Annotated in this window: 21 protein-coding genes; 4 read left to right on the forward strand and 17 right to left on the reverse strand. The window is 65.9% G+C overall.

Going from position 1 to position 21,748, the window contains the following annotated elements; all coding sequences use genetic code 11:
- Positions 1-581 (forward strand): lactonase family protein (locus KDJ86_RS08520; RefSeq protein ID WP_291744695.1); only part of this gene is annotated, 581 nt, incomplete at its 5' end.
- A 35-nt stretch (positions 582-616) separates the two neighbouring features.
- Here the strand turns inward: KDJ86_RS08520 and KDJ86_RS08525 are convergent.
- The 8 genes from KDJ86_RS08525 to KDJ86_RS08560 all read right to left on the reverse strand — a co-directional run bounded on the left by KDJ86_RS08525 (position 617) and on the right by KDJ86_RS08560 (position 8,168).
- Positions 617-1,660, reverse strand: a complete 1,044-nt coding sequence (locus tag KDJ86_RS08525; protein ID WP_291744696.1) for a Gfo/Idh/MocA family protein — start codon at positions 1,658-1,660, stop codon at positions 617-619.
- Between the two features lie 27 nt (positions 1,661-1,687).
- Positions 1,688-2,689, reverse strand: coding sequence for a Gfo/Idh/MocA family protein (locus KDJ86_RS08530; protein WP_291744697.1), 1,002 nt, complete (start codon positions 2,687-2,689; stop codon positions 1,688-1,690).
- A 15-nt stretch (positions 2,690-2,704) separates the two neighbouring features.
- Positions 2,705-3,490, reverse strand: a complete 786-nt coding sequence (locus tag KDJ86_RS08535; RefSeq protein WP_291744698.1) for an SDR family oxidoreductase — start codon at positions 3,488-3,490, stop codon at positions 2,705-2,707.
- Between the two features lie 4 nt (positions 3,491-3,494).
- A complete protein-coding gene (locus KDJ86_RS08540; protein WP_291744699.1) occupies positions 3,495-4,676 on the reverse strand; it encodes an alpha-amylase family protein in 1,182 nt (393 codons plus the stop codon).
- A gap of 211 nt (positions 4,677-4,887) precedes the next feature.
- The gene (locus KDJ86_RS08545) at positions 4,888-5,229 is read right to left on the reverse strand and encodes a hypothetical protein (RefSeq protein WP_291744700.1); all 342 of its coding nucleotides are present in this window, start codon (positions 5,227-5,229) and stop codon (positions 4,888-4,890) included.
- A gap of 53 nt (positions 5,230-5,282) precedes the next feature.
- A complete protein-coding gene (locus tag KDJ86_RS08550; protein ID WP_291744701.1) occupies positions 5,283-6,422 on the reverse strand; it encodes an ABC transporter substrate-binding protein in 1,140 nt (379 codons plus the stop codon).
- A gap of 42 nt (positions 6,423-6,464) precedes the next feature.
- Positions 6,465-7,319 (reverse strand): ABC transporter permease, encoded by an 855-nt coding sequence (locus KDJ86_RS08555; protein ID WP_291744702.1) that lies wholly within the window; start codon positions 7,317-7,319, stop codon positions 6,465-6,467.
- Between the two features lie 30 nt (positions 7,320-7,349).
- A complete protein-coding gene (locus KDJ86_RS08560) occupies positions 7,350-8,168 on the reverse strand; it encodes an ABC transporter ATP-binding protein (RefSeq protein WP_291744703.1) in 819 nt (272 codons plus the stop codon).
- Between the two features lie 318 nt (positions 8,169-8,486).
- Between KDJ86_RS08560 and KDJ86_RS08565 the strand changes: the two genes are divergently transcribed.
- Together KDJ86_RS08565 and KDJ86_RS08570 are read left to right on the forward strand one after the other, a co-directional pair.
- Positions 8,487-9,449, forward strand: a complete 963-nt coding sequence (locus tag KDJ86_RS08565) for a MurR/RpiR family transcriptional regulator (RefSeq protein ID WP_291744704.1) — start codon at positions 8,487-8,489, stop codon at positions 9,447-9,449.
- On the forward strand, positions 9,446-10,921 hold the full coding sequence (locus KDJ86_RS08570; RefSeq protein ID WP_291744705.1) for an N-acyl-D-amino-acid deacylase family protein: 1,476 nt from the start codon (positions 9,446-9,448) through the stop codon (positions 10,919-10,921). Before KDJ86_RS08565 ends, KDJ86_RS08570 begins: the two co-directional genes overlap by 4 nt.
- A 15-nt stretch (positions 10,922-10,936) precedes the next feature.
- Here the strand turns inward: KDJ86_RS08570 and KDJ86_RS08575 are convergent, their stop codons facing one another.
- Genes KDJ86_RS08575 through KDJ86_RS08590 form a run of 4 tightly spaced genes read right to left on the reverse strand, consistent with a single transcriptional unit; the run spans position 10,937 to position 15,450 of the window.
- On the reverse strand, positions 10,937-11,917 hold the full coding sequence (locus KDJ86_RS08575; protein WP_291744706.1) for an ABC transporter permease: 981 nt from the start codon (positions 11,915-11,917) through the stop codon (positions 10,937-10,939).
- A complete protein-coding gene (locus KDJ86_RS08580; protein ID WP_291744707.1) occupies positions 11,914-12,882 on the reverse strand; it encodes an ABC transporter permease in 969 nt (322 codons plus the stop codon). Before KDJ86_RS08580 ends, KDJ86_RS08575 begins: the two co-directional genes overlap by 4 nt.
- The gene (locus tag KDJ86_RS08585) at positions 12,879-14,381 is read right to left on the reverse strand and encodes a sugar ABC transporter ATP-binding protein (RefSeq protein ID WP_291744708.1); all 1,503 of its coding nucleotides are present in this window, start codon (positions 14,379-14,381) and stop codon (positions 12,879-12,881) included. The genes KDJ86_RS08580 and KDJ86_RS08585 overlap by 4 nt, the downstream gene beginning before the upstream one ends.
- Positions 14,382-14,394: 13 nt before the next feature.
- A complete protein-coding gene (locus KDJ86_RS08590; RefSeq protein ID WP_521085270.1) occupies positions 14,395-15,450 on the reverse strand; it encodes an ABC transporter substrate-binding protein in 1,056 nt (351 codons plus the stop codon).
- A gap of 219 nt (positions 15,451-15,669) precedes the next feature.
- On the opposite strand from KDJ86_RS08590, the gene KDJ86_RS08595 reads away from it, so the two are divergent.
- The gene (locus KDJ86_RS08595; protein WP_291744709.1) at positions 15,670-16,485 is read left to right on the forward strand and encodes an IclR family transcriptional regulator; all 816 of its coding nucleotides are present in this window, start codon (positions 15,670-15,672) and stop codon (positions 16,483-16,485) included.
- A 10-nt stretch (positions 16,486-16,495) separates the two neighbouring features.
- On the opposite strand, the gene KDJ86_RS08600 is transcribed toward KDJ86_RS08595, so the two are convergent.
- The 5 genes from KDJ86_RS08600 to KDJ86_RS08620 form a co-directional block, all read right to left on the reverse strand.
- Positions 16,496-17,425, reverse strand: coding sequence for a threonine ammonia-lyase (locus tag KDJ86_RS08600; protein WP_291744710.1), 930 nt, complete (start codon positions 17,423-17,425; stop codon positions 16,496-16,498).
- Positions 17,426-17,427: 2 nt separating this feature from the next.
- A complete protein-coding gene (locus KDJ86_RS08605) occupies positions 17,428-18,273 on the reverse strand; it encodes a carbohydrate ABC transporter permease (RefSeq protein ID WP_291744711.1) in 846 nt (281 codons plus the stop codon).
- On the reverse strand, positions 18,270-19,157 hold the full coding sequence (locus KDJ86_RS08610; RefSeq protein ID WP_291744712.1) for a carbohydrate ABC transporter permease: 888 nt from the start codon (positions 19,155-19,157) through the stop codon (positions 18,270-18,272). The genes KDJ86_RS08605 and KDJ86_RS08610 overlap by 4 nt, the downstream gene beginning before the upstream one ends.
- An 82-nt stretch (positions 19,158-19,239) precedes the next feature.
- On the reverse strand, positions 19,240-20,562 hold the full coding sequence (locus tag KDJ86_RS08615) for an extracellular solute-binding protein (protein ID WP_291744713.1): 1,323 nt from the start codon (positions 20,560-20,562) through the stop codon (positions 19,240-19,242).
- A gap of 58 nt (positions 20,563-20,620) precedes the next feature.
- Positions 20,621-21,748 (reverse strand): extracellular solute-binding protein (locus KDJ86_RS08620; protein WP_291744714.1); only part of this gene is annotated, 1,128 nt, incomplete at its 5' end.

Below are 21,748 nucleotides of genomic sequence, written 5' to 3' on the forward strand. Positions count from 1 at the left end.
CCGGCACCGACATCGTCGTCGTCGCCGATCTCGGCATCGACAAGCTGGTCTCCTATCGCCTCGGCAAGGACGGATCGCTGGACAAGCTCGCCGAATTCGCCACGGCCCCCGGCGCCGGCCCGCGCCACGTCGCCTTCCATCCGAATGGCCGCTTCATGTTCGTCATGAACGAGCTCGACTCGACCTTCGCGTCGCTCGCCATCGACCCGGCGACCGGCGCGCTGACGCTGATCGACACGCTCGCCGCGGTTCCGGCCGAGGCGCGCGATCACAATCATTGCGCCGACATCCAGATATCGCCGGACGGCCACTTCCTCTACGGCTCCAACCGCGGCCATGACAGCATAGCGGTCGTCGCCGTCGACCAGGGGACCGGCAAGCTCTCGCTCGTCGAATTCACCCCCTGCGGCGGGCCGACCCCGCGCAACCTCGGCATCTCGCCCTCGGGCAGGCTGCTCTTCTCGGCCAACCAGAACGGCGACAACGTCACCATCTTCCGCCGCGACGCCGACACCGGAAAGCTGACGCAGGCCGGCAGCATCCCGATCGGCACGCCGATGTGCGTCCGTATCGTGAACTGACCGACAGGCTTCGCCGTCCGCCCGGCGCCGGGGCATCAGAGCTGGACGACCTGGCCGGTCTTCACGGATTCATCGGCGGCGACGACGATCCTGAGGCTCTTCACCGCGTCGTCCATGTGGTCGCCGAGGTCGATGTCCTCGGCGATCGCCTTGAGCAGGTATTCCTGCTCGCGCTGGCAGAGCGCGTCATGGTCCGGCTCGTCGGTCATGTCGATCCGCTCGTCGGGCTTCGACATGTCGGTGTGGTGCCAGAGAATCTGGTTGGTCTTGGTATGGGCGTTGATGTCGTCCGACTTCACGTTGCCGGCATTCTCCGCCATGACGATCGAGACCGAGCCCTTGGGGCCGATCACGTCCTTCACGAAGAAGGCCGTCTCGCTCATCATCGGTCCCCAGCCGGCCTCGTACCAGCCGACCGAGCCGTCGTCGAAGGCGACCTGCAGGACACCGTAATTGTAGACCGGCACCTCGTCGGTGAGATGCGCGCCCATCGCCTGGACGCGGACCGGCTTCGCCTTGGTCATCTGGCACATGACGTCGACATAATGGACGCCGCAATCGACGATCGGCGGCCATGAATCCATCAGCCGCTTGTGCCAGTCCCAGGTCTCGCCGTTCGATTGCTGGTTGAGGTTCATGCGGAAGACCAGCGGCGTGCCGAGCTGGCGGGCGATCTCGATGAACTTGTTCCACGACGGGTGCTGGCGAAGGATATAGCCGACCACCAGCTTCTTGCCGGTGCGCCGCGCCGTCGCGACCACCTTCTCGGCATTCTCGACCGAATCGGCGAGCGGCTTCTCGACGAAGACATGGGCGCCGGCCTCCATCGCCTTGATGGCGTAGTCGGCATGGGTATCGGGCAGCGTGTTGATCGACACCACGTCCGGCTTCAGCTCGGCCAGCGCCTCCTCGAACTTCGAGAATTTCTTCGCGCCGGCGAGGGCTTCCGGCAGCTCGACCTTGTCGATATGCCGGGTGCAGACGCCGACCACCTCGTAGCCGGGAATGCGGGTATAGGCGAGCGCATGCGACAGTCCCATGCTGCCCAGTCCGACGACCAGGACCCGTTGCTTTTCCATTCTTCTTCCTCCTGGGATTTGGGACGGCTATCCGATCTTGACTACGGCGCCGGTCCGCGCCGATTCCTCGGCCGCCAGCGTCGCCTCGAGCGCCGCCATCGCGTCCTCCGGCGTTCCGATCGCCGGCTTCTCCCCCTTCAGGGCGCATTTGGCGAAATAGGAGAATTCCTCGCGGAGCGCCCCGCCGCGCACGCCTTCGAACATCGGCCAGTAGGTCGTGTCCGGGCTGCCGAACCTGTCGGCATCGGCGATCCCGAGATTGGGGAAGGTGTCCTGGATCTGGATGAAGCCCTCGGTGCCGACGATGTTCATCCGCTCGTCGATGTCATAGGGCGTCTTGTCCGGCATGCACCAGACCGTCTCCAGCGTCGCCGTCGCGCCGCCGGCGAAGCGGTACATGGTCTGCCCGATATCGGGATATTTCAGCCCCCGCACGTCGACCGTCTGGGCATAGGCGCTGACCACCCTGTCCTCGGTGAACCACAGCATCAGGTCGGTGTCGTGGATCGCGTCGCCGACGATCGGCCCGATCTTTTCGAGGATGGTCGGCGTCCAGGCGGCCGGGATGTTCCGCCGCGACGACATCGACACGATCTTGCCGATGCGGCCGGCGGCGATCGCCTCCTTGGCCGCGCGGTAGCGGGGATTGAACCGGCAGATATGGCCGATCTGCAGGATGCCCTTGGCGCCTCGCGCCGCCTCCATCATCTTCGCGCAATCCGCGACCGTGCTCGCCATCGGCTTTTCGAGGAAGACGTGCTTGCCGGCCTTGAGCGCGGCGATCGTCGGCTCGGTATGCTGGTCCCACATGGTGACGATCGACACCGCGTCGATCTCCGGGTCGGCCAGCATGTCGCTGTAGTCGGCATAGGTCTTGGCGACGCCGAACTTCGCCGCCATTTCCGCCAGCCGGCTTTCGGTCCGCGTGCAGAGCGCCGCGAGCTCGATATTGGGTATGCCGATCAGCGCGTCGCAGTGGATCTCGCCGAACCATCCGAGCCCGATGACCCCGATCCGCAACCTGTCCACGGGTCCCTCCCCCTCTCAGAATTCCTCGAGCGTCAACTCGCGCGTCATCACGATGTTGCCGGCGGTCAGGCCGCAGTCGACCGGCAGCACCGCGCCGGTGATCGCCGCGGCCGAATCCGACGCCAGGAAGCCGACGGCCCGCGCGATGTCGACCGGATCGACGACCCGGCCGAGCGGATACCACTTGCCGAGCTCCTCCAGGATTTCCGGATTCCGCGCGACGCGATGCTCCCAGATCGGCGTCCTGACCGTGCCGGGACAGACGATGTTGGCGCGGATGCCGAAGCGGCCATATTCCATCGCCAGCGCCTTGGTCATGCTGATCATGCCGGCCTTGCCGGCGCTGTAGGCCGGATCGCCGAAGGTCGAGAGGCCGTTGACCGAACCGATATTGACGATCGCGCCGCTCCGCCGCGCCTTCATCGAGGGCAGCACGGCATAGGCGCAGTAATAGGCGCCGTTGAGGTTGCCGTCGACGTCCGCCTTCCAGGTCTCGGGCGTCGTCTGCTCGAGGTTGGACTTGTGCGAGAAGCCGGCATTGTTGACCAGCACGTCGACCGGCCCGAGCGACTTCTCGACAGCCGCGAAGGCGGCGGCCACGCCTTCGGCGTCGGTGATGTCGACGACCCAGCCTCCGGCCTTGATCCCCTCTTCGGCGAGCGTCGGGATCAGGCCGTTGACCGTCTCGCTCCTGTCGAGCGCGGCGATGATCGCGCCCTCTCCGCCGAAGTGACGGCAGAGCGCCTGGCCGATGCCGCCGGCCGCACCGGTGATCGCAATGACCTTGCCCGCAAAATCCAATGTCTCAGCTCCCGCTCTGCCTCATCGCGGCGCCGATCCAGTCGATGCTCCGCTGACGGAGGTGTCCGTAATTGTAGAAGGCGATGTCCTCGATGCCGGCGGCCCGGAGCGCATTGACCGCGCCGGCTACATCCCCGGCGGTCTGGAGGTCGGGGAAGCCCGGCCGCAGGATTCCGCGCAAGGAACCGACGCCGCGCAGCCGCCGCTGCACGTCCCAGGCGTCGGCTTTCACCCGGTCGACGCTCCCCTCGTAGAAGCAGGCCTCGAGGATGCCGGCTGCTTGGGTCAGCGCCTTGAGATCGCTCCCCTCGTACCAGGCGCCGCCGCTCGGCCGCGCCACCGACGGGATGATCGCGACCCTGGCGTCGTCGCGCACCGCCGCGCGGATCTCCGCAACCAGCGTCGTCACCACGTCGCAGCGCCAGGCGAGGAAGGCGGCCATCTCGCCGTCGGTCCGCGTATCGGCGAGCCAGAAAGCCTCGGCCATGTCGTCCGGCATGTCGAAATCGCCGTCGAGACAGGAGGTGACGTCGGCCGCGACCTGGGTCCTCAGACCCTCGGCATCGATCCCCGCCGCCCTGGCGCCTTTCAGGCAATGGTCGCAGAAGCAGAGCCCCATATTGTTGTCGAGCCAGCGGTTCTGGCGGACCAGCGCGAATTCGTGGTGGTAGCCATGGACCGACGGCAGGAAGCCCGGCGTCTCCAGCGAGATGCCGACGACCGGATAGTTTTCCGTCACATCGGTGCAAAGCGCTACCGCATAGGCGCGGACCTCGGGCGCCGACGGGCAGAGATTGTAGATCAGCCGGTCGCCGAAGGCGTTCCGCACGCAGCTCTCGGGATGGAGCATCCCGAGCCGCGAATTATGCGTCAGCACCAGCCACGCATTGGTGGCGACGGAATCGAGCGCGCAGAGCTCGGCGAGGATATCGCGCGTCGCCAGCAGGCTGTTCTCGACCGGCTTGAGCGCCGCGTAGCGCGATGGGTCGGGTCTGTAATAGGCGGTGCCGTCCTCGGGGAAATAGACCTTCCCGGTCTTGCCGCGCGGACGCAGGAACTTGCCGGCGTGATAGCTAGTCGCCAGCGTGATCGTGTCGAGACCGAGCCCGCGGACCTCGTCGGCGACCGCGCCGAGGTCCCGCTCCGCCAGGTCCCACGCATAGGCATACATCGCGCGATAACTCATGACCGCCCCCGGTACTGAAGCGGATGGCCGCGATACCGCGTCCTTCGAGGTTCCGCCGCGCGGAGCGCCTCAGGATGGCGATGTCGGAGATTCGCGGATGTCACCGTTGCCTCGTCATGCTGCTCAGAAATCCACTCCTCGTCATCCTGAGGTACGAGGGCAGAGCCCGAGCCTCGAAGGACGCACTGCCAAACATGTCCCGACCTGACCCTTAATCCCCGAACCACGAGTCATTGAGGTAGCGCATGTATTCGAAGACGGCATTGTGCTTCCAGATGAAGGCCACCTCGGCGAAACCGGCGACCTCGAACGGCGGAATCAGGACTTCGTGGCCCTCGATGTGAGGCCCGATCTCCTCGACCCGAAAGGCGACATGCGGGTTGTTCTTGACCCGGTCGGGAACCTTGCTGTCCGGGTGGTAGCGAAGGAACTCGATCGATTCCGGATGGTCGCGCGGGCTGGTCACCCAGCAGAGGCTCTGCTCGACCCAGTTTTCGCCGGGCATCGGCTCATACGCCGTGATCCCGACATGGTCGAAGACGAGCTGCTTCATCTTGGATACTCCGAGAGTGGCGGGGCGGCCGTGCGGGCCGCCCCGATCCGTCATCAGATCCGGCTCTGGATTTCCTCGACGTCGACGGCCTTGTAGTCGTCGTTCAGCTCGAAGGCTTCCGCATCGGCCTTGACCTTGCCGGCGTCATACTGGTTGGCGACGTCGACCAGGTCGTTCTTGACCACTTCCTCGGTGGTGAAGTCGCCCGAGATCTGGCCGATCTCGCGGCCGGTCGTGAAGAACAGGTCCCACGACGGGATGATGTGATAGCCCCACTTGCCGCGCTCGTCCCAGCGCCCGCGAAAGACGTTGGCGAGCTGCATCATCGACTCGACCGCGACATCCGGCGTCATCTGCGACGCGAGGCCGGGGAACTCCTCCATGACGATCTGGGTCGCCGCCCGCGGATTGAGGTAGCCGAACTCGAGTCCGGCGGCCCAGCCCTGCAGGTACTTCTCGTACACCGCGCGCTTTTCGGGATCCTCGAAGTCGGCCTTGCGGATGACGAAGCTGTTGGCCGGCAGCTTCGAGAAGTCGCGGCCGAGGATATAGTCGAAGTCGAGGCCCTGACCCTTCCACTGGGCACGCAGGCCTTCCCACGAAAGCGCCGCGTCGCCCTGGCCGGCGGCGACCGCCGTGCCCCAGGTCGGCCAGCCGGCATCGACGTATTTCACCTTGGTGATGTCGACGCCCGCGGCCTTCAGCATCGGGTCGACGATCGACTGCCAGCCGGCGCTGCCGAGAACGATGGTCTTGCCTTCGAGGCCCTTGATGTCGGCCGGTGCCTCGCCCTTGCGGAAGGCGAAGTCGAAGACGTCGGCGCCGCCCATCTCGAAGATCGAGACCAGCGGGATGCCCTGCGCCAGCGCCAGCGAGAAGACGCCCGGCGACGGGTAGCCCATGTCGGCCTGGCCCTGGTCGACGAGCTTGACCGTCGCGGTCGCGTCCGAAGGACCCGGCTCGATCTCGGTTTCGACGTCGCCGAAATAGCCGAATTTCTTGGCGACCCAGTAGGGATAGTCGTCGAGCACCTCGAGCGTGCCGCGCGGCGAAACCCAGCGGATCGCATCGGCGGCGAAGGCGCGGCTGGTGGTGAGGCCGCCAAAGGCGGCCACCGAGACACCGGCGGCCGTCAGGGTCAGAAGACGACGGCGGTCGATGATCATGCTTCCGGTCTTCTTCATGTCATTCATGCTGATTGTCCTCTCCGAAACATTGTCGTTTGCAGTCCGACTTCACGCCTCCCAGCTCGCCCATTTCTTGCCGAACCAGAAGAAGAAGACGTAGATCGAAATGCCGATGGCTGCGAGCAGGAGGATGATCGCAAAGAACTGCGGCATGCGGATCAGCGACGAATAGTAGGTCAGGCGGTTGCCGAGGCCCTCGGCGCCGCCGACCATCTCCGCGCCGACCGTCGTCAGCAGCCCGAAGATCGAGCCGACCATCAGGCCGACGATGATCATCGGCATGGCCATCGGGATGCGGATCTTGGTGAAGATCTGCAGCGTGTTGGCGCCGAACGAGCGCGCCAGCGCGATCTTGGCGAGGTCGGTGCGCCGGAAGCCGGTCGCAGAGTTGATCATCACCATCGGCCCGCTGGCCAGCGCCACCGCGATGATTCGCGGCTCGCTGCCGAAGCCGAAGCGCAGGATGAGCAGCGGCACCAGCGCCAGCATCGGTGTCGTGACGAGCAGCAGGATATACGGAGTCACGACCTTTTCGACGAAAGGGAACTGGGTGATCACCGCTGCCAGAATGAATCCGATCGAGGCGCCGATCGCGAAACCGACGAACAGCTCGAACAGCGTCACCAGCAGATGCGGCCAGATGAAGGGCCACTCGGTGACCAGCGCCGTCGCGATCTGGCTCGGCGTCGGCAGGATATATTGCGGCACCTCCATCACCGTCAGGATCAGCTCGGCCCCGCCGATGATGATGACGGCGACCAGGATGATGACCGCGATCTCGAGCCGCGTCCGGGCGCCCCCGGCGGAACCGAGAGCCGCGAGCCCGCCGGACAGGCTGACATCGTCGCCGCCGGTATCCTTCTTGTTGAATGTCGGGATCGATTCCTCGAGCGCTTTGTTCAACCGGTTCCTCCGTTACCTGTTGCCGGCCGCTCAGGCGACCGCCGAGTGATCGAATTCCTGCCCTCGCTGGCTGTCGATCCGCGTCTTGATCTCCATGACCCGGGCAATGAAATCCGGCTCGGTCTGGATCGAGACGGGACGCGGGCGCGGGATATCGACCTCGTAGATCGACGCGATGCGTCCCGGCCGCGCCGACATCACCACGATCCGGTCGGCGAGGAAGATCGCTTCCGGTATCGAATGGGTGACGAAGGCGATGGTCTTGCCGGTCTCCATCCAGATCTCCTGGATGAGAAGGTTCATTTCGTCGCGGGTGAAGGCATCGAGGGCGCCGAAAGGCTCATCCATCAGCAGCACGGACGGATCGACGGCGAGGCTCCTGACGATCGACGCCCGCTGCTGCATGCCGCCCGACAATTCGCGCGGATGCTTGTTGCCGAATCCGACCAGCCCGACCCGGTCGAGCAACCGGTCGATGCGCTCGCGGTCCGGCTTGGTGCCCTTCAGCTCGAACGGCAGCTCGATATTCTTCTCGAGATTCCGCCATGGCAGCAGGTTCGCATCCTGGAAGATCATCGCGATCTGCGGATGCGGCTTGGTGATCGGATCGCCGTCGATGGCGATCCGGCCCCTGGTCAGCGGATGCAGGCCGGCCATCGACCAGAGCAAGGTCGTCTTGCCGCAGCCCGAGGGCCCGATGATGCACAGGAACTCGCCTTCCCGGACGTCGACCGAGACGTCCTCGAGCGCATGAACCGTGCCGGTCTTGGTCTGGTAGATCTTGGTGGCGCCGCTGACCGACAGCTTGGATCTGCCGCCGGTCTTCGAATCCGTTGCGGTCGCTTGCATGTGTGGCTGTCCCTCGCGGCGGTCACACTGGTCGGCCGGACTGCCGGATCGTGCAAGTCCGACAGTCCGGAATATCGTGAAAGCATGTTACAGATCGGAAAAGACATCAACCGCAAATTTCCATCGCCGCGCCGATTCGTGCGAGTCTCGAAGGTCAGGAAATCCGGGGATCGCCTGACCACGCGGTAAATCGCCTCGAACGAGCGGGTGTTTGTCCCGGGGCTTGCGCAACGGCTTGCCCGAGGCCGAATTCGGTGTAATTTTATTTCATCACGGACACGGCCATCGATGGGCTGTTGAAACCGGGGGAGGCAAGGCGTGGAGGAAGGCGCGACCGAGCAGGGCCCGCTCCATCAGGCGACGGATTCACCTGCGTCCACCATCGACATCGTTTCGCGGATTCAACGGGTCGAGACGTCCCTCAGTCCCGCCGAGCGGCGGGTCGCGGAGGCCGTCCGCCAGGACTTCGAGGCGGCCACCCGGCTGACCATCGCCGAGCTTGCCCGGCGGGCGGGTGTCAGCCAGCCGACCGTCACCCGCTTCTGCCGCTCGGTCGGTTCCCGCTCTTTCGGCGAGTTCAAGATCCAGCTCGCGACCACGCTGACCGTCGCGGCCGCCTATCTCAATTCGGACAGGGTCTTCGGCGACGACGCCGGCCAGCTTGCCCATGCCGTGATGATGAACGCGGCCAACGCCATCCGCGAAGGCCTCGATCAGCTCGACACGGCGGCACTGACCACAGCGATCGCCGCGCTTGCCGCCAGCCGGCGTATCGATATCTACGGCCAGGGCAGTGGTTCCGCGGCGATCGCCGAAGACGCGCGGCTCCGCCTCTTCCGGCTTTCCATCCCGGTCGCCGCCTATTGCGATGGCCACCAGCAGCGCATGTCCGCCGCCACCCTCGGCCCCGGCGACACGGTTCTGGCGATTTCGAACAGCGGCCGCACCAAGCCTGTCATCGAGGCGGTCGAGATCGCGCGCTCCTTCGGCGCCGCCGCCATCGCGCTGACCCGCCCGGCGACGCCGCTTGCCGCCGCCGCCGATATCGTCATCGCCGTCACCGTGCCCGAAGTCGGCGATATCCTGAGGCCGTCGCCGTCCCGCTATGCCCATATGGCGATCGTCGATACGCTCGCCACCGGCGTCGCTGCATCGCTTGGCGCGCGTGCCCGCGAGTCGCTGCGCCGCGTCCGCTATACCCTCGCCCGCCTCGGCGTCGCGATCCCCGCGCCGAGTACCGATCCGACCCAGATCATGAGAGACTTGGATTTGCGCGAATGAACCCGATACCCGACGATACCGAGTCCCGTTACGATCACATCTTCCGCAACGCCCTGATCTATGACGGCAGCGACAGCGGCCCCTTTCCCGGGGAAGTCGCCGTCAGGGGCGATCGCATCGCGGCGGTTGCGATACAGGGAACGATCCCGGTCGGCGCGGCGCGCGAGGAGCATGATCTCAAGGGCAAGGCGCTCGCCCCCGGCTTCATCGACAGCCACACTCACGACGACAGGATCGTCCTCGACAGCCCAGGGATGCTCCCCAAGATCAGCCAGGGCGTCACCACCGTCATTGCCGGCAATTGCGGCATCAGCCTCGCCCCGGTCACCTTCGAGGGCAATCCGCCGCCGCCGATGAACCTGCTGGGCGGGCGCGAGGCCTACGCGTTTCCGACCTTCGCCGACTATGCCCGGGCGATCGACGAGGCGACGCCGGGCGTCAACGTCGCCGCCCTGATCGGACATTCCGCCCTGCGGCTCGCCACCATGTCGAATATCGAGGCCAGGGCCAGCGAGGCCGAGATCAGCGCCATGCTGGATCGCGTCGACGAGGCTATGGACAATGGCGCGGCGGGATTCTCCACCGGCCTCTTCTATCCCACCAACGCTGGCGCCGATGCCGGGGAGGTGGCACGCATCGCGACCCGTTTCGCCGAGCGCGGCGGCGTCTACGCCACCCATATGCGGGACGAGACCGCCCACGTGCTCGATTCGATCGCGGAAAGCGTGTCGACAGCCGAGCAGGCCCGCATCCAGCTCATCATCTCCCACCACAAATGCGCCGGCGTCGAGAACTGGGGGCGCACCAGGGAAACGCTGCCCGTCATCAAGGCGGCGGCCGACCGCCTGCCGATCGCCATCGACGCCTATCCCTATGACGCCGGTTCGACCAATCTCCGCCTCGACCTCGTCACCGACGTCTTCCGGATCATGATCACCTGGTCGGAGCCGCACCCGGAGGTCGCCGGTCGCGACCTCTCCGACATCGCGGCCGAATGGGGCGTCGACCTCCACGAGGCGGCCCGCCGGCTCGACCCGGCCGGCGCCATCTACTTCCTGATGAACGAGGAAGACGTCCAGAGGGTCCTGTCCTTCCCGCTGACCATGATCGGCTCCGACGGCCTCCCCCACGACAAGCACCCCCACCCGCGCCTGTGGGGCACCTTCCCGCGCGTCATCGGCCACTATGCCCGCGAGCTCGGCCTCTTCCCGATCGAGATCGCCATCCACAAGATGACCGGGCTGACCGCGAGCGTCTTCAACCTCGAGGACCGCGGCAGGATCGCCGAAGGCTTCTTCGCCGATCTCGTCGTCTTCGATCCGTCGACGATCGTCGATCGCGCCACCTACGAGGATCCGCAGCTTTTCTCCGCCGGCATCGAGAAGGTCTTCGTCAACGGCCGGATGAGCTGGGTGGCCGGAGCGACCACGGTCCATCGCAATGGCCGCCTGGTCGGGCGGCGATCGGCCTGATCGCGAGCCGCGTCCCTAGCGGTTTCGCGCCTCGCGCCCCGAGAACAGCAGCAGCGCCAGGATCAGCGAGCCGAACAGGATGCTGCGCCAGCCGGGCGATGCATTGACCACGGTGATCAGCGCGGTGATCGTCACCAGCAGGATCGCGCCCGGAATGGTTCCGGCATAGGTGCCAGAACCGCCGAGGATCGAGGTCCCGCCGAGCACCACGGCGGCGATCGAGGCGAGCAGATAGGGATCGCCGATCCCGACATAGCCCTGTCCGTTCATGCCGAGCAGCAGGACGCCGGCAAGCCCCGCGCTCAGGCCCCCGATCGCATAGACCGCCATCGTCGTCCGCCGGGTGTTGACCCCGGACAGGGCCGACGCCAGCGGGTTTGCGCCAAGCGCGAAGATCCGCGCCCCGAACGGCGTCGCGTGGAGGACCAGCAGGGTCAGGGCCGAGACCACCACCCAGAGATAGACCGCGGCCGGGACCCCGAGCGGCCGGGCATTGCCGAACCAGTGAAGCAGCGGGTTCTGCGTCGAGACGGCGCTGCCGCCGGCGACCAGGATCAGCACGCCCTGCAGGAAGGTCGCCATGGCCAGCGTCATGATCATCGGATGGACGCGCAGCAGCGCGACGCCGAGGCCGTTGAGGAAGCCGATCCCGGTCGCCGCGGCGAGGATGATCAGCACCGGCACCGTCCCGGTCGGGTCGCCGAGATCGGCGGCCAGCGGGACGCCGACCGCGCTGACCGTGACGATCGCGCCGACCGAGAGGTCGATGCCGCCGGAGATGACGACGAAGGTCTGGCCGATCGCGACGAGGCCGATCACCGCCGCCAGCTCGAGCAGGTAGCGCAGATGGCCGAAGGAACCGAAGCCGGGCTTGGCGAAGCCGGCGACGATCCAGACCAGCACGACGATCAGGAAGGTCAGGAAGGCGCGGTTCTTCAGCAGGCTGCCGATCCGCCGCGGCGGAAAGCGGGTGGTTTCGCTCTCGGCTATGCTCATCGTGGTCCCCTCCGGCCGGTGATTTCGGGCAGCGCCACCGCGCCGATGATGATCAGCCCTTGCGCGACATACTGGGCGACCGGCGGAAAGCCGAGGAAGAACATCACGTTGATCATCACGCTGAGCAGCAGGCTGCCGGCGATGGCGCCGCGCATCGTGCCGCGGCCGCCGAGGAAGCCGACCCCGCCGAGCACCGCCGCCGCGATCGAATTGAGGGTGAAGGCGGTGCCGATCACCGGGTCGCCGGAGCCGGTCTGCGCCGCGACGAAGAGGCCGGCGCCGACCGCCAGCAATCCGCTGATCGCATAGGCGGCGATCCGCGCGATATCGACCGGCACGCCGCCGCGATAGGCGCCGACCGGGTTTTCGCCGGCGGCATAGAGGCTCAGGCCAAGCGGCGTCGCCAGATAGACCTTCCACAGGAGCGCGGTGACGATCAGCAGGATCAGCGCCGCCGGCGTGTTGCCGGCGAGCAGGTCGGAGAACCAGGTCGGGATCGCCCCGCCCGGCCGCGGCAGGATCAGCAGCGCCGCGCCGCCGATGATGAAGGAGGCGGCGAGCGTCACGACGATGGCCGGCAGCCTGAGCCGCACCACGATCACGCCGGTGATCGCCCCGATGGCGAGGCCGGCGATCATCACCACCGCGAGTCCGCCGACGACGCCGAGCGGTCCGGTCATCGTCGTCGCCGCGATCACCGCCCCGAGGCTCACCGTGGCGCCGATCGACAGGCTGATGCCGCCGGTCAGCATCAGGAGCGCCTGGGACATCGAGACCAGCGCCAGCGGGAACCAGCTCTGGGCGAATTTCGACACGCCGCCGACCGTCAGCAGGCCGGGAAAGAGATAGGCATAAAGCGCGACGAACAGCGCGACGACGACGAACAGCCCGCGGACGCCGCGGTTGCGCTGCATCTGCGCCGGCCAGTAGAGCCGGCGGGACGCTGGTCCTGACGTGACGCTCATGCCGCCGCCCGCGCCGCTTCCGCGCCCATCGCCGAGGCGACGATCGCCTCTTCGCTGATTTCGTCACGGGCGAGCATCGCGGCGATCCGCCCCTCGCGCATCACCGCCACCCGGTCGCAGAGATGCACCAGTTCCGGCGTGTCGGAACTCGACAGCACCACCGCCTTGCCCTCGCTCGCGAAGCGCCTGAGCAGGATGTAGATCTCGCGCTTGGTCTCGACGTCGACGCCCCGCGTCGGATCGTTGAGAAGCAGGATGGACGGGTCGCTCGGCATCCATTTCGCCAGCGCCACCTTCTGCTGGTTGCCGCCGGAAAGCGCCTGCACCTGGCGGGTCAGGTCGCCCTTGATCCCGAGATGGTCGGCGAGGTCGCGCGCCAGCGCCCGCTCCTGCGACCGGTTGCGGAGCGACAGCCCGCGCGCCCGTCCGAACTGCGGCAGCATCATGTTCCAGGCGATGGTATGGATGAGATGGAGGCCTTCCCGCTTGCGGTCGGCCGGAACATAGGCGAGGCCGAGGGCGTTCGCCTTCGGCACCGACGATGGAACCCCGGACACGCCCCCGAAGGACGCGCTGCGCGCCGAGGCCGGCAGCGCGCCATAGAGACCGAGCAGCAGGTCTTCCTGGCCCTGGCCGACCAGGCCGCCGATACCGAGCACCTCGCCACGGCGGATTTCAAGGTCGATGTCGCTGAGCGGGCCGGAGGAGAAACCGGCGACGGAAACGATCGTCTCCGTCTCGGGCGTCGGAGTCCAGGGCGGGAAGAGGTCGCCCGGGTCGCGCCCGACCATCAGCCGGACGAGACCGTCCGCGTCGGTGCCGGCGAGCGACTGGTCGGCGGTGACCACGCCGTCCTTCAGCACGGTCACATATTCGCAGAGCCGCATCACCTCGTTGAGGCGATGCGAAATATAGAGGATCGCCGTACCGGCCTCGCGCAGCTTGTCGAGCAGCGCGGTCAGCGTCTCGACCTCATGCGCCGAGAGCGACGACGTCGGTTCGTCGAGGATCAGCACCCGCGGATTACGGAACAGCGCCTTGGCGATCTCGACCATCTGGCGGCGGCCAAGCGGCAGATCGCCGACCGGACGCGCCAGGTCCTCGTCGAGGCCGACCATGTCGCAGACCGCCCGCGCCCGTTCCGCCAGGGTCCCGTAGTCGATCAGCCCCAGGCGGCGCGGATAGGCGCCGAGGCCGATATTCTCGGCGATCGAAAGCTGGCTGGTCAGGCTGAGTTCCTGCTGGACGACGGCAACGCCCGCGCGCCTTGCCTCGGCCGGTGTCAGGCTGGCATGTGGCTTGCCGTCGATCTCGATGGTTCCGCTGTCGGGGACGAGCGCCCCCGACAGCAGGTTGATCAGGGTCGACTTGCCTGCCCCGTTTTCGCCGAGCAGGGCATGGATCCGGCCCGGCGCCAGCGCGATCGAGACGTCGCGGAGCACCGGGTTGCCGAAGAACGACTTGGATACGCCTCGGGCTTCGATGATCGGAGCAGGCATGGTCGCGACAGCTCTACTTGGAGCCGGCGATGATGTCGGCGAACAGCGCCTCGTCCCACGGCGAGAAGATGTAGCCGTCGGCCGGGAAGTCGCCGGCACGGGCCAGATACTCGTCGACGTTGCTGTCGTCGATGATCGGCAGCGGCACCTCGACGAAGGCCGGGATATCCTCGCCCTGGAGCGCCTTGACCGCGATATAGGCGGCGAAGGCGCCGAGCCAGTTCGGCTGCATGGTCGCCCAGGAGGAGAGGCCCTTTTCCTTCCACAGCTCGAGGAACTGGCGGGCATTCTCGCCGGTCATCGGCACCATGTCGCGGCCCTGCTTGTCCATGGCCAGGATGGCGCCGGCGGACAGCGCGCCGCCGAGCGACAGGATGCCGTCGATCTCGGGATGGGCGAAGAGCAGGCTGGTCACCGCTTCCTGGGCGGGCGCGACGTTATAGGCGGTGTTGGTCTCGGCGAGAATCTCGATGCCTGGATTCTCCGCCAGGGCCGCGTTGGCGCCGGCGCGGCGGTCGTCGCTGACCGAGATGCCGGCCGGGCCGTTGAGGACGAGGATCTTGCCCTCGCCGCCGAGCTTGTCGATCAGCCAGCGGGCGGCGGAATCGCCCCACTTGTTGGAATCGGTATTGATCTTCGCGGTGACCTTGTCGGTGTCGACCAGGCTGTCGAAGTTGATGACCGCGATGCCTTTCGAGCAGGCGTCCTCGAGGACGCGCGCCGGAGCGGTCGACGAGCCGGCGATCAGCAGGATCGCGTCGACATCGGCGTCGATCATCGACTGGATCTGCTGGATCTGGACGTTGGCGTCGCCCTGGGCGTCGGTGATGACGAGTTCGTCGACCAGGCCGGCGGCCTTCAGCTTCTCCACCTCGTCGGCGATCGTGCCCTCGGTCTGCTTCATCCAGGTCGGGACCGAATAGATGTTGGCCCAACCCAGCGTGTAGGGGGGCTGGCGTTTTCCGTCGATGCAGTTGGCCGCGGCCTGGGCCTGCGAGGCCAGGCCCATGCAGGCGAACAGGCCAATGCAGGCGGCGCCGGTCGCCGCTTTAAGAGACGATTTCAGCATGTCTTTCCCTCTCCGGTGATTGGTTGGGCGTTCTGCGAATGGCTGCCGGCCCCCGCCGACATTCTGGCCGATGATCCACGGAAATCGGCCCCCCTTGCCTTCATCTTGCCCGACAGTTCCAATATATCGGAAATGCTGCCGATATAGCGGACGAACTTACCCTAGCGTCGTTCCCGCCGGTGGGCAACAAGGGACGCGAAGGAAAAAGGAGGATTCGGCATGGCTACCGACGGAGTCGTAACGGAACTGGCCGCGGGCCGGCGAACACGCGGCCTCGACCGCGCTTTCGAGATACTCGCCTTCCTCCGCGAGCACGGGAAGCCGGCGCGGCCGCACGAGGTGGCGGTCGGCATCGGCGCACCGAAGTCGTCCGTCTACGAACTGGTCAACGCGCTGCTCAATGTCGGCGTGCTCGAATATTCCGACGGCGAGGGGCGCGTCTTTCTCGGTCGCAAGCTCTATTTTCTCGGCCTCGCCTACCAGGCGCATTTCGACCTCACCCGCGAGTGCAAGACCTATCTCCGCGAACTCGCCACCACGACCAGCGAAACCGCCCAGCTCTGCATGCTCGACGGCAACAAATACACCGTCGCCATGATGCACGAGGGGGTCCGCCCCTTCCGCATCAGTTCCGATGTCGGCGAGCCGATCCCGATCCCGTGGACGGCGTCGGGACGGCTTCTCGTCTCGCATATGAGCGACGGAGAGATCCTCGATTTCATTCCGCCGGGCGACTTCGTGCTCCCCGATGGATCGGTGCTGGAACCATCCGTCTTCCTCGCCGAGACCCACGGGGCCCGCGAGGAGGGATTCTTCTCCTTCGACACCCTCACCGACACATTCACCCATTGCTTCGCCGCGCCGATCTATCAGTCCGGCATCACCTGCGCGGCGACGCTCTGCCTGATCGCCCCGCGCGAGGATGCCAGGACGAATTACGACCGCTATCGCGGCATCCTGCTGTCCATGTCGCGGGAACTGACCGAGAAGCTTGCCGGCGATCCGGTCGGCTTCGCCAGGTCCGGCATCGCCTGATCGGCACCCGTCAGCGCGGAGGCAATCCGTCATTGCCGCTGCCGCAGAGAACGGCAACCGCCTTTTCGCCGCCGATGCCGGCATGGCCGTTGAGGACCGCGGCGACCGCGGTGGCGGCCCCCAGTTCGATGGCCAATCCGGTCGAGCGCCACATCCAGCGCGCCGCCTCGATCGGTTCGTCCTCGGGCACCAGCACGAGATCGTCGACGCAGCGTTCCACCGTCTCGAAGTTGATCGGTTCGGTCGTTCGCGCCGCCAGGATCGGGACGTTGGTGACGAAATCCTCGATCATCACGATATGCCCCTCTTCCCGGGCCCGGTAGAGCGTCGGGCAGCCGGCCGTCTCGACCCCGATCAGCCTCACGTCGGGCTTGCGCTGCTTGATCGCCTCGGCGATACCGCTGATCAACCCGCCGCCGCCGATCGAGACCACCACCGTCTCGACGTCCGGCATGTCCTCGAGAATCTCGAGCCCGATCGTCCCCTGCCCGGCGATCACCGGCTCGTCGGCGAAGGGATGGAGCAAGGTCCCGCCCGACTCGCCGGCAATTTGTTTGCCGGCTTCCCAACTCAGGTCCCAGTGCTCGCCGATGACGTGCAGCTCCGCCCCGAAGGAGCGGATGCGGTCGCGGGCGAGCTCGGTCGAGCCGGTCATCACCACGACCCGCGCGGGAATGCCGAGCTCCCGCGCCGCATAGGCGATCGCCGCGCCGAAATTGCCGCCGGAGGCTGTCACCACGCCGTTGGCGCGCTTCTCCTCGGGGATCGACAGCACCGAGTTGAAGGCGCCCCGCGCCTTGAAGGAGCCGGAAACCTGCAGGCATTCCGGCTTGAACCAGAGATTCTCCCGATCGCCCGACGGCGCCGCCGGGACCAGCGGGGTGCGCCGGATGTGGCCGCGCACGCGGATGGCGGCCTGCGCATAGGCGGCGGCGTCCATGGTCAGCCCTTCAGCGCCCCGGCCAGCATCGACTTGCCGATATAGGGATAGGCGAAGAGCCCGAGGATCATCGGCGGCACGATGCCGAGCGTCATCGCCGCGGCGGTCGCGCCCCACTTCACCCCGTAGGAGGTGACGAAGAAGGTCGCGCCGACGGTCACCGGCACCGCGTTCTTGGTGGTCAGGATCAGGCCGAACAGGAACTCGTTCCAGCTATAGACGAAGCTCAGCACCAGCACGGCGAAGATGATCGGCCGTGCAAGCGGCAGGATCACGTGCCAGAGGATGCCCCACTTGCCGGCGCCGTCGATCTTCGCCGCCGAATCCATCTCCTCCGGGATCTCCTGGATGAAGCCGACGAACAGCACCAGCGCCACCGGGATGTTGATGATGCAGGCGATCAGCGCGAGTCCGGGGATGGTGTCGAGCAGCCCGACGAACTGGAACATCAGGTAGATCGGGATCGCGTAGATGATCAGCGGCAGCGCCCGCACGTTGGTGATCAGCGGCAGCAGCCAGGTCTTGCCGACCTCGTAGCGGACCATGGCATAGGCCGCCGGGAAGGTCAGCACCATCGCCAGCAGCGTCCCGCCGGCGGCGATCAGGATCGAGTTGATGATGTAGCTGACGAGGTCGGTATTGCCGGTGAACAGCACCTCCTCGTAATTCCCCAGCGTCGGCGCGAACAGCCAGACCGGCGGGCTGGTATTGATGTCGCCGGCGGTCTTGAAGGAGGTGATGATCGTCGCGAGGATCGGCAGGTTCAGGATGAACGCGATCAGGATGAAGGCGGCCCAGCGCAGCGCATGGAGCAGCCGGCTGAGCGGCGTGCGGCGGGTGACGATCATGCCGGCGCCCTCCGCACCGCGAGGCGTAGCGCCGCGTAGAGCAGCGCCAGCGAGGCGATCAGCAGCATCACCGAGACGGCGACCGCCTCGCCGATTTTGCTCTGTGTGAAGAACAGCTTGTAGATGTAGATGCTGATCGAGGTCGTCTCGTTGCCGGGACCGCCGCCGGTCAGCACGAAGATGTGGTCGAAGACCCGGAACGAATCGATGAAGCGGATGAAGGCAACGATGATGATCGACGGCAGGATCACCGGCAGCGCGATCAGCCGGCCGAACTTGGCTCCCGTCGCCCCATCGACCGCCGCGGCCTCCTCGAGTTCGCCCGCCACCGACTGGCGCGCGGTCAACATGATCAGGAAGGCGAAGGGGGTCCATTGCAGGACCTCGATGGCGATCACCGTCTCGTAGATCCAGTTGCGGCCGAGAAGGTTGATCGGCAGTCCCATCATCGAGAGATAGGCCGGCACGATGCCGGTGAACTCGTTCAGGATCAGCCGGTACATCACCCCCATCAGCGCCGGCGACACCATCATCGGCAGCATCAGGATGCCGGTCAGCCACGGCCGCTTGGTCAGGATCGGATGGAGGATGAAGACCATCGCCAGCCCGAGCCCCACCTCGAGCACCGTGCAGATGACGGCGAATTTCAGCGAGAAGCCGAGGGCAGCCCACATATTCGGGTTGCCGACCGCCTGGACATAGTTGGCGAAGCCGACAAAGGCGGTGCCGGCCAGGTCGTAGATCGAGACGTTCGAGAAGCTGTACCAGAGGTTGGCGAGCGTAGGGAAGCCCAGCATCAGCGCCAGGAAGACGCAAAGCCCGATCAGGAAGACACGGGCATTGGCCCGCTCCGTTTCACGAACCCCCGCTTCTCTATGCGCCATCGGCCTGTCCACGAACCACCGGAAAAAAGAAATCGGCCGCCGACCAGATCAGTCGGTCGACGGCCGCAGGAGGAAAGACGGCTTACTTGCCGTAAGCTTCTTTCATATAGGCCACGACATTGGCGATCGCGGTGTCCTGGTCGAGGGCACCATTCCAGTAGGCGGTGAAATTCTCCGCCATGTTGGAGTAGACGCCGAGCGCCGGCGCCGCCGTGCTGCCGTTCATGACGATTCCGTATTTGCCGGTATGCTCGCCCATCTTGAGCATGTCGGGCCGGTCGCCGGCGACCGCCTTGATGATGTCTTCGACCACCGGCGGCTGGCCGCCCTCCTTGGCGTACAGGCTCATCGCGTCCTGGGAAGCGAGGAAGGCGAGGAAGGCCTTCGCCTCGTCCTGCTTGTCGGACGCCTTGTTGATGCCGAGGCCGAGCGCGTGGAAGTGGGTCTTCGGTCCCTCGGAGCCGGCCGGCTCATGGGTGATGTCGAACTTGCCGGCGATCGCCGGATAGTCGTCGGCGTTGACGAATTCGGCATAGGCCGCCGACCACTGGATGAAGAAGGCGACCTGGCCGGTGCCGAAGGCGCCGTTGGCCTCGGCATATTCATAGCTGTTCGAATCGCCCGGCGTCGCTTCCCACTCGGTGATCTTCTTGAAGATGTCGAGAGCCTTGCGATAGGCATCCGAGTCGACCGTGATGTTGCCGTCGGCATCCATCCAGTTGCCGCCGTAGCTCGCGGCACTTCCCTGCCAGATCATGATGTTGAACAGCAGGTTCTTCATCTGCAGCACGGTGCCGTAGCGGACCGGGCTGTCCGGGTTGATCGACTGGGTGAAGAACAGGGCCGAGGCCATGAAGTCGTCCCAGGTCCAGTCGTCCGGCTTCTTGGGCTCCATCTTGGTGCCCATATACTTCTCCGAGATCTCGCCGTATTTCGCCTTCCAGTCGTCATTGGAAAGCAGCTCGTCGATGAGGTCGGTGCGGTAGTAGAGAAAATGCAGGCTGAGGTCGGTCGGGATCCCGTAGACCTTGCCCTCGTAAGCCTGCGAGTCGATGGCGCTTTGCGGGAAGACCTTCATCACGTCGTCGGTGATCAGGTCGTTGATCGGCACCATGAAGGGCGCGTATTTGCCGACGTTGTAGGTCGCCGTCAGCATCACGTCGAATTCCTTCGAGCCGGCCGCCGCGTCCGCCAGCATCTTGTCGAAGAAGTTGTCGCGGCTGAAATAGAGCAGCTCGGCCTTGCTGTCGGAGGTCTCGTTGTACTTGTCGACGACCTTGCGGAGCGCCGCCTCGGCCGGCCCGCCCGGCCAGGCGAGGATGGTGATGTCGGCAAGCGCGGCCGTCGACAATGCGGCGGAAAGGACCGCCGCGCCGGCGGCGGCGATAAGTCTGGATGTCCTCATCATAGTTCCCCTCTGTTTTGTCTTCGACGGAAATCGGGACCCGGATCGGATCTGGCAGCTACTTGCCGTAAGCTTCCTTCATATAGGCCACGACATTGGCGATCGCGGTGTCCTGGTCGAGGGCACCATTCCAGTAGGCGGTGAAATTCTCCGCCATGTTGGCGTAGACGCCGAGCGCCTCGGCCGCCGTGCTGCCGTTCATCACGATACCGTAATTGGCAGCGTTGTTGCCCATCATCAGCATGTCGGGCCGGTCGGCAGCCACCGACTGCATGATCCTGTCGACCACCGGCGGCTGGCCGCCTTCCTTGGTGTACAGGGTCATCGCATCTTCCGAGGAGAGGAAGGCGAGGAAGGCCTTCGCCTCGTCCTGCTTGTCGGACGCCTTGTTGATGCCGAGGCCGAGCGCGTGGAAGTGGGTCTTCGGGCCTTCCGGGCCGGCCGGTGCGTGGGTGATGTCGAACTTGCCCGCGATCGCCGGATAGTCGTCGGCATTGATGAACTCGGCATAGGCCGCCGACCACTGGATGAAGAAGGCGACCTGGCCGGTGCCGAAGGCGCCGTTGGCCTCGGCATATTCATAGCTGTTCGAGTCGCCCGGCGTCGCCTCGAGCTCGGCGATCTTCTTGTAGATGTCGAGCGCGGTCCGGTAGGCGTCGGAGTCGACGGTGATGTTGCCGTCGGCATCCATCCAGTTGCCGCCATAGGCGGCGACGCTGCCCTGCCACACCATGATGTTGAACAGGAGGTTCTTCATCTGCAGCACGGTGCCGTAGCGGACCGGGCTGTCCGGGTTGATCGACTGGGTGAAGAACAGGGCCGACGCGATGAAGTCGTCCCAGGTCCAGTCGGCGGGCATCTTCGGCGCCATGGCCTGGCCCATGTATTCCTTCGAAATCTCCGCGTATTTCGCCTTCCACGCGTCGTTGGAAAGCAGCTCGTCGATGAGGTCGGTGCGGTAGTAGATGAAGTGGACGCCGAGATCGGTCGGGATGCCGTAGACGTGCCCGTCGAAGCTCTGCGAATCGATCGCGCTTTGCGGGAAGACCTTCATCACGTCGTCGGTGATCAGGTCGTCGATCGGCACCATGAAGGGCGCGTATTTGCCGACGTTGTAGGTCGCCGTCAGCATCACGTCGAATTCCTTCGAGCCGGCCGCCGCGTCCGCCAGCATCTTGTCGAAGAA

Source organism: Bauldia sp. (assembly GCF_020442045.1).
Classification (GTDB): Bacteria; Pseudomonadota; Alphaproteobacteria; order Rhizobiales; family Kaistiaceae; genus Bauldia.

Bases quoted from the DNA above. Each gene is read 5' to 3' on its own strand.
- KDJ86_RS08550 (WP_291744701.1), bottom strand. From the start codon at position 6,422: ATGAATGACATGAAGAAGACCGGAAGCATGATCATCGACCGCCGTCGT.
- KDJ86_RS08540 (WP_291744699.1), bottom strand. From the start codon at position 4,676: ATGAGTTATCGCGCGATGTATGCCTATGCGTGGGACCTGGCGGAGCGG.
- KDJ86_RS08570 (WP_291744705.1), top strand. From the start codon at position 9,446: ATGAACCCGATACCCGACGATACCGAGTCCCGTTACGATCACATCTTC.
- KDJ86_RS08585 (WP_291744708.1), bottom strand. From the start codon at position 14,381: ATGCCTGCTCCGATCATCGAAGCCCGAGGCGTATCCAAGTCGTTCTTC.
- KDJ86_RS08525 (WP_291744696.1), bottom strand. From the start codon at position 1,660: ATGGAAAAGCAACGGGTCCTGGTCGTCGGACTGGGCAGCATGGGACTG.
- KDJ86_RS08590 (WP_521085270.1), bottom strand. From the start codon at position 15,450: ATGCTGAAATCGTCTCTTAAAGCGGCGACCGGCGCCGCCTGCATTGGC.
- KDJ86_RS08600 (WP_291744710.1), bottom strand. From the start codon at position 17,425: ATGGACGCCGCCGCCTATGCGCAGGCCGCCATCCGCGTGCGCGGCCAC.
- KDJ86_RS08560 (WP_291744703.1), bottom strand. From the start codon at position 8,168: ATGCAAGCGACCGCAACGGATTCGAAGACCGGCGGCAGATCCAAGCTG.
- KDJ86_RS08595 (WP_291744709.1), top strand. From the start codon at position 15,670: ATGGCTACCGACGGAGTCGTAACGGAACTGGCCGCGGGCCGGCGAACA.
- KDJ86_RS08545 (WP_291744700.1), bottom strand. From the start codon at position 5,229: ATGAAGCAGCTCGTCTTCGACCATGTCGGGATCACGGCGTATGAGCCG.
- KDJ86_RS08605 (WP_291744711.1), bottom strand. From the start codon at position 18,273: ATGATCGTCACCCGCCGCACGCCGCTCAGCCGGCTGCTCCATGCGCTG.
- KDJ86_RS08575 (WP_291744706.1), bottom strand. From the start codon at position 11,917: ATGAGCATAGCCGAGAGCGAAACCACCCGCTTTCCGCCGCGGCGGATC.
- KDJ86_RS08580 (WP_291744707.1), bottom strand. From the start codon at position 12,882: ATGAGCGTCACGTCAGGACCAGCGTCCCGCCGGCTCTACTGGCCGGCG.
- KDJ86_RS08610 (WP_291744712.1), bottom strand. From the start codon at position 19,157: ATGGCGCATAGAGAAGCGGGGGTTCGTGAAACGGAGCGGGCCAATGCC.
- KDJ86_RS08615 (WP_291744713.1), bottom strand. From the start codon at position 20,562: ATGAGGACATCCAGACTTATCGCCGCCGCCGGCGCGGCGGTCCTTTCC.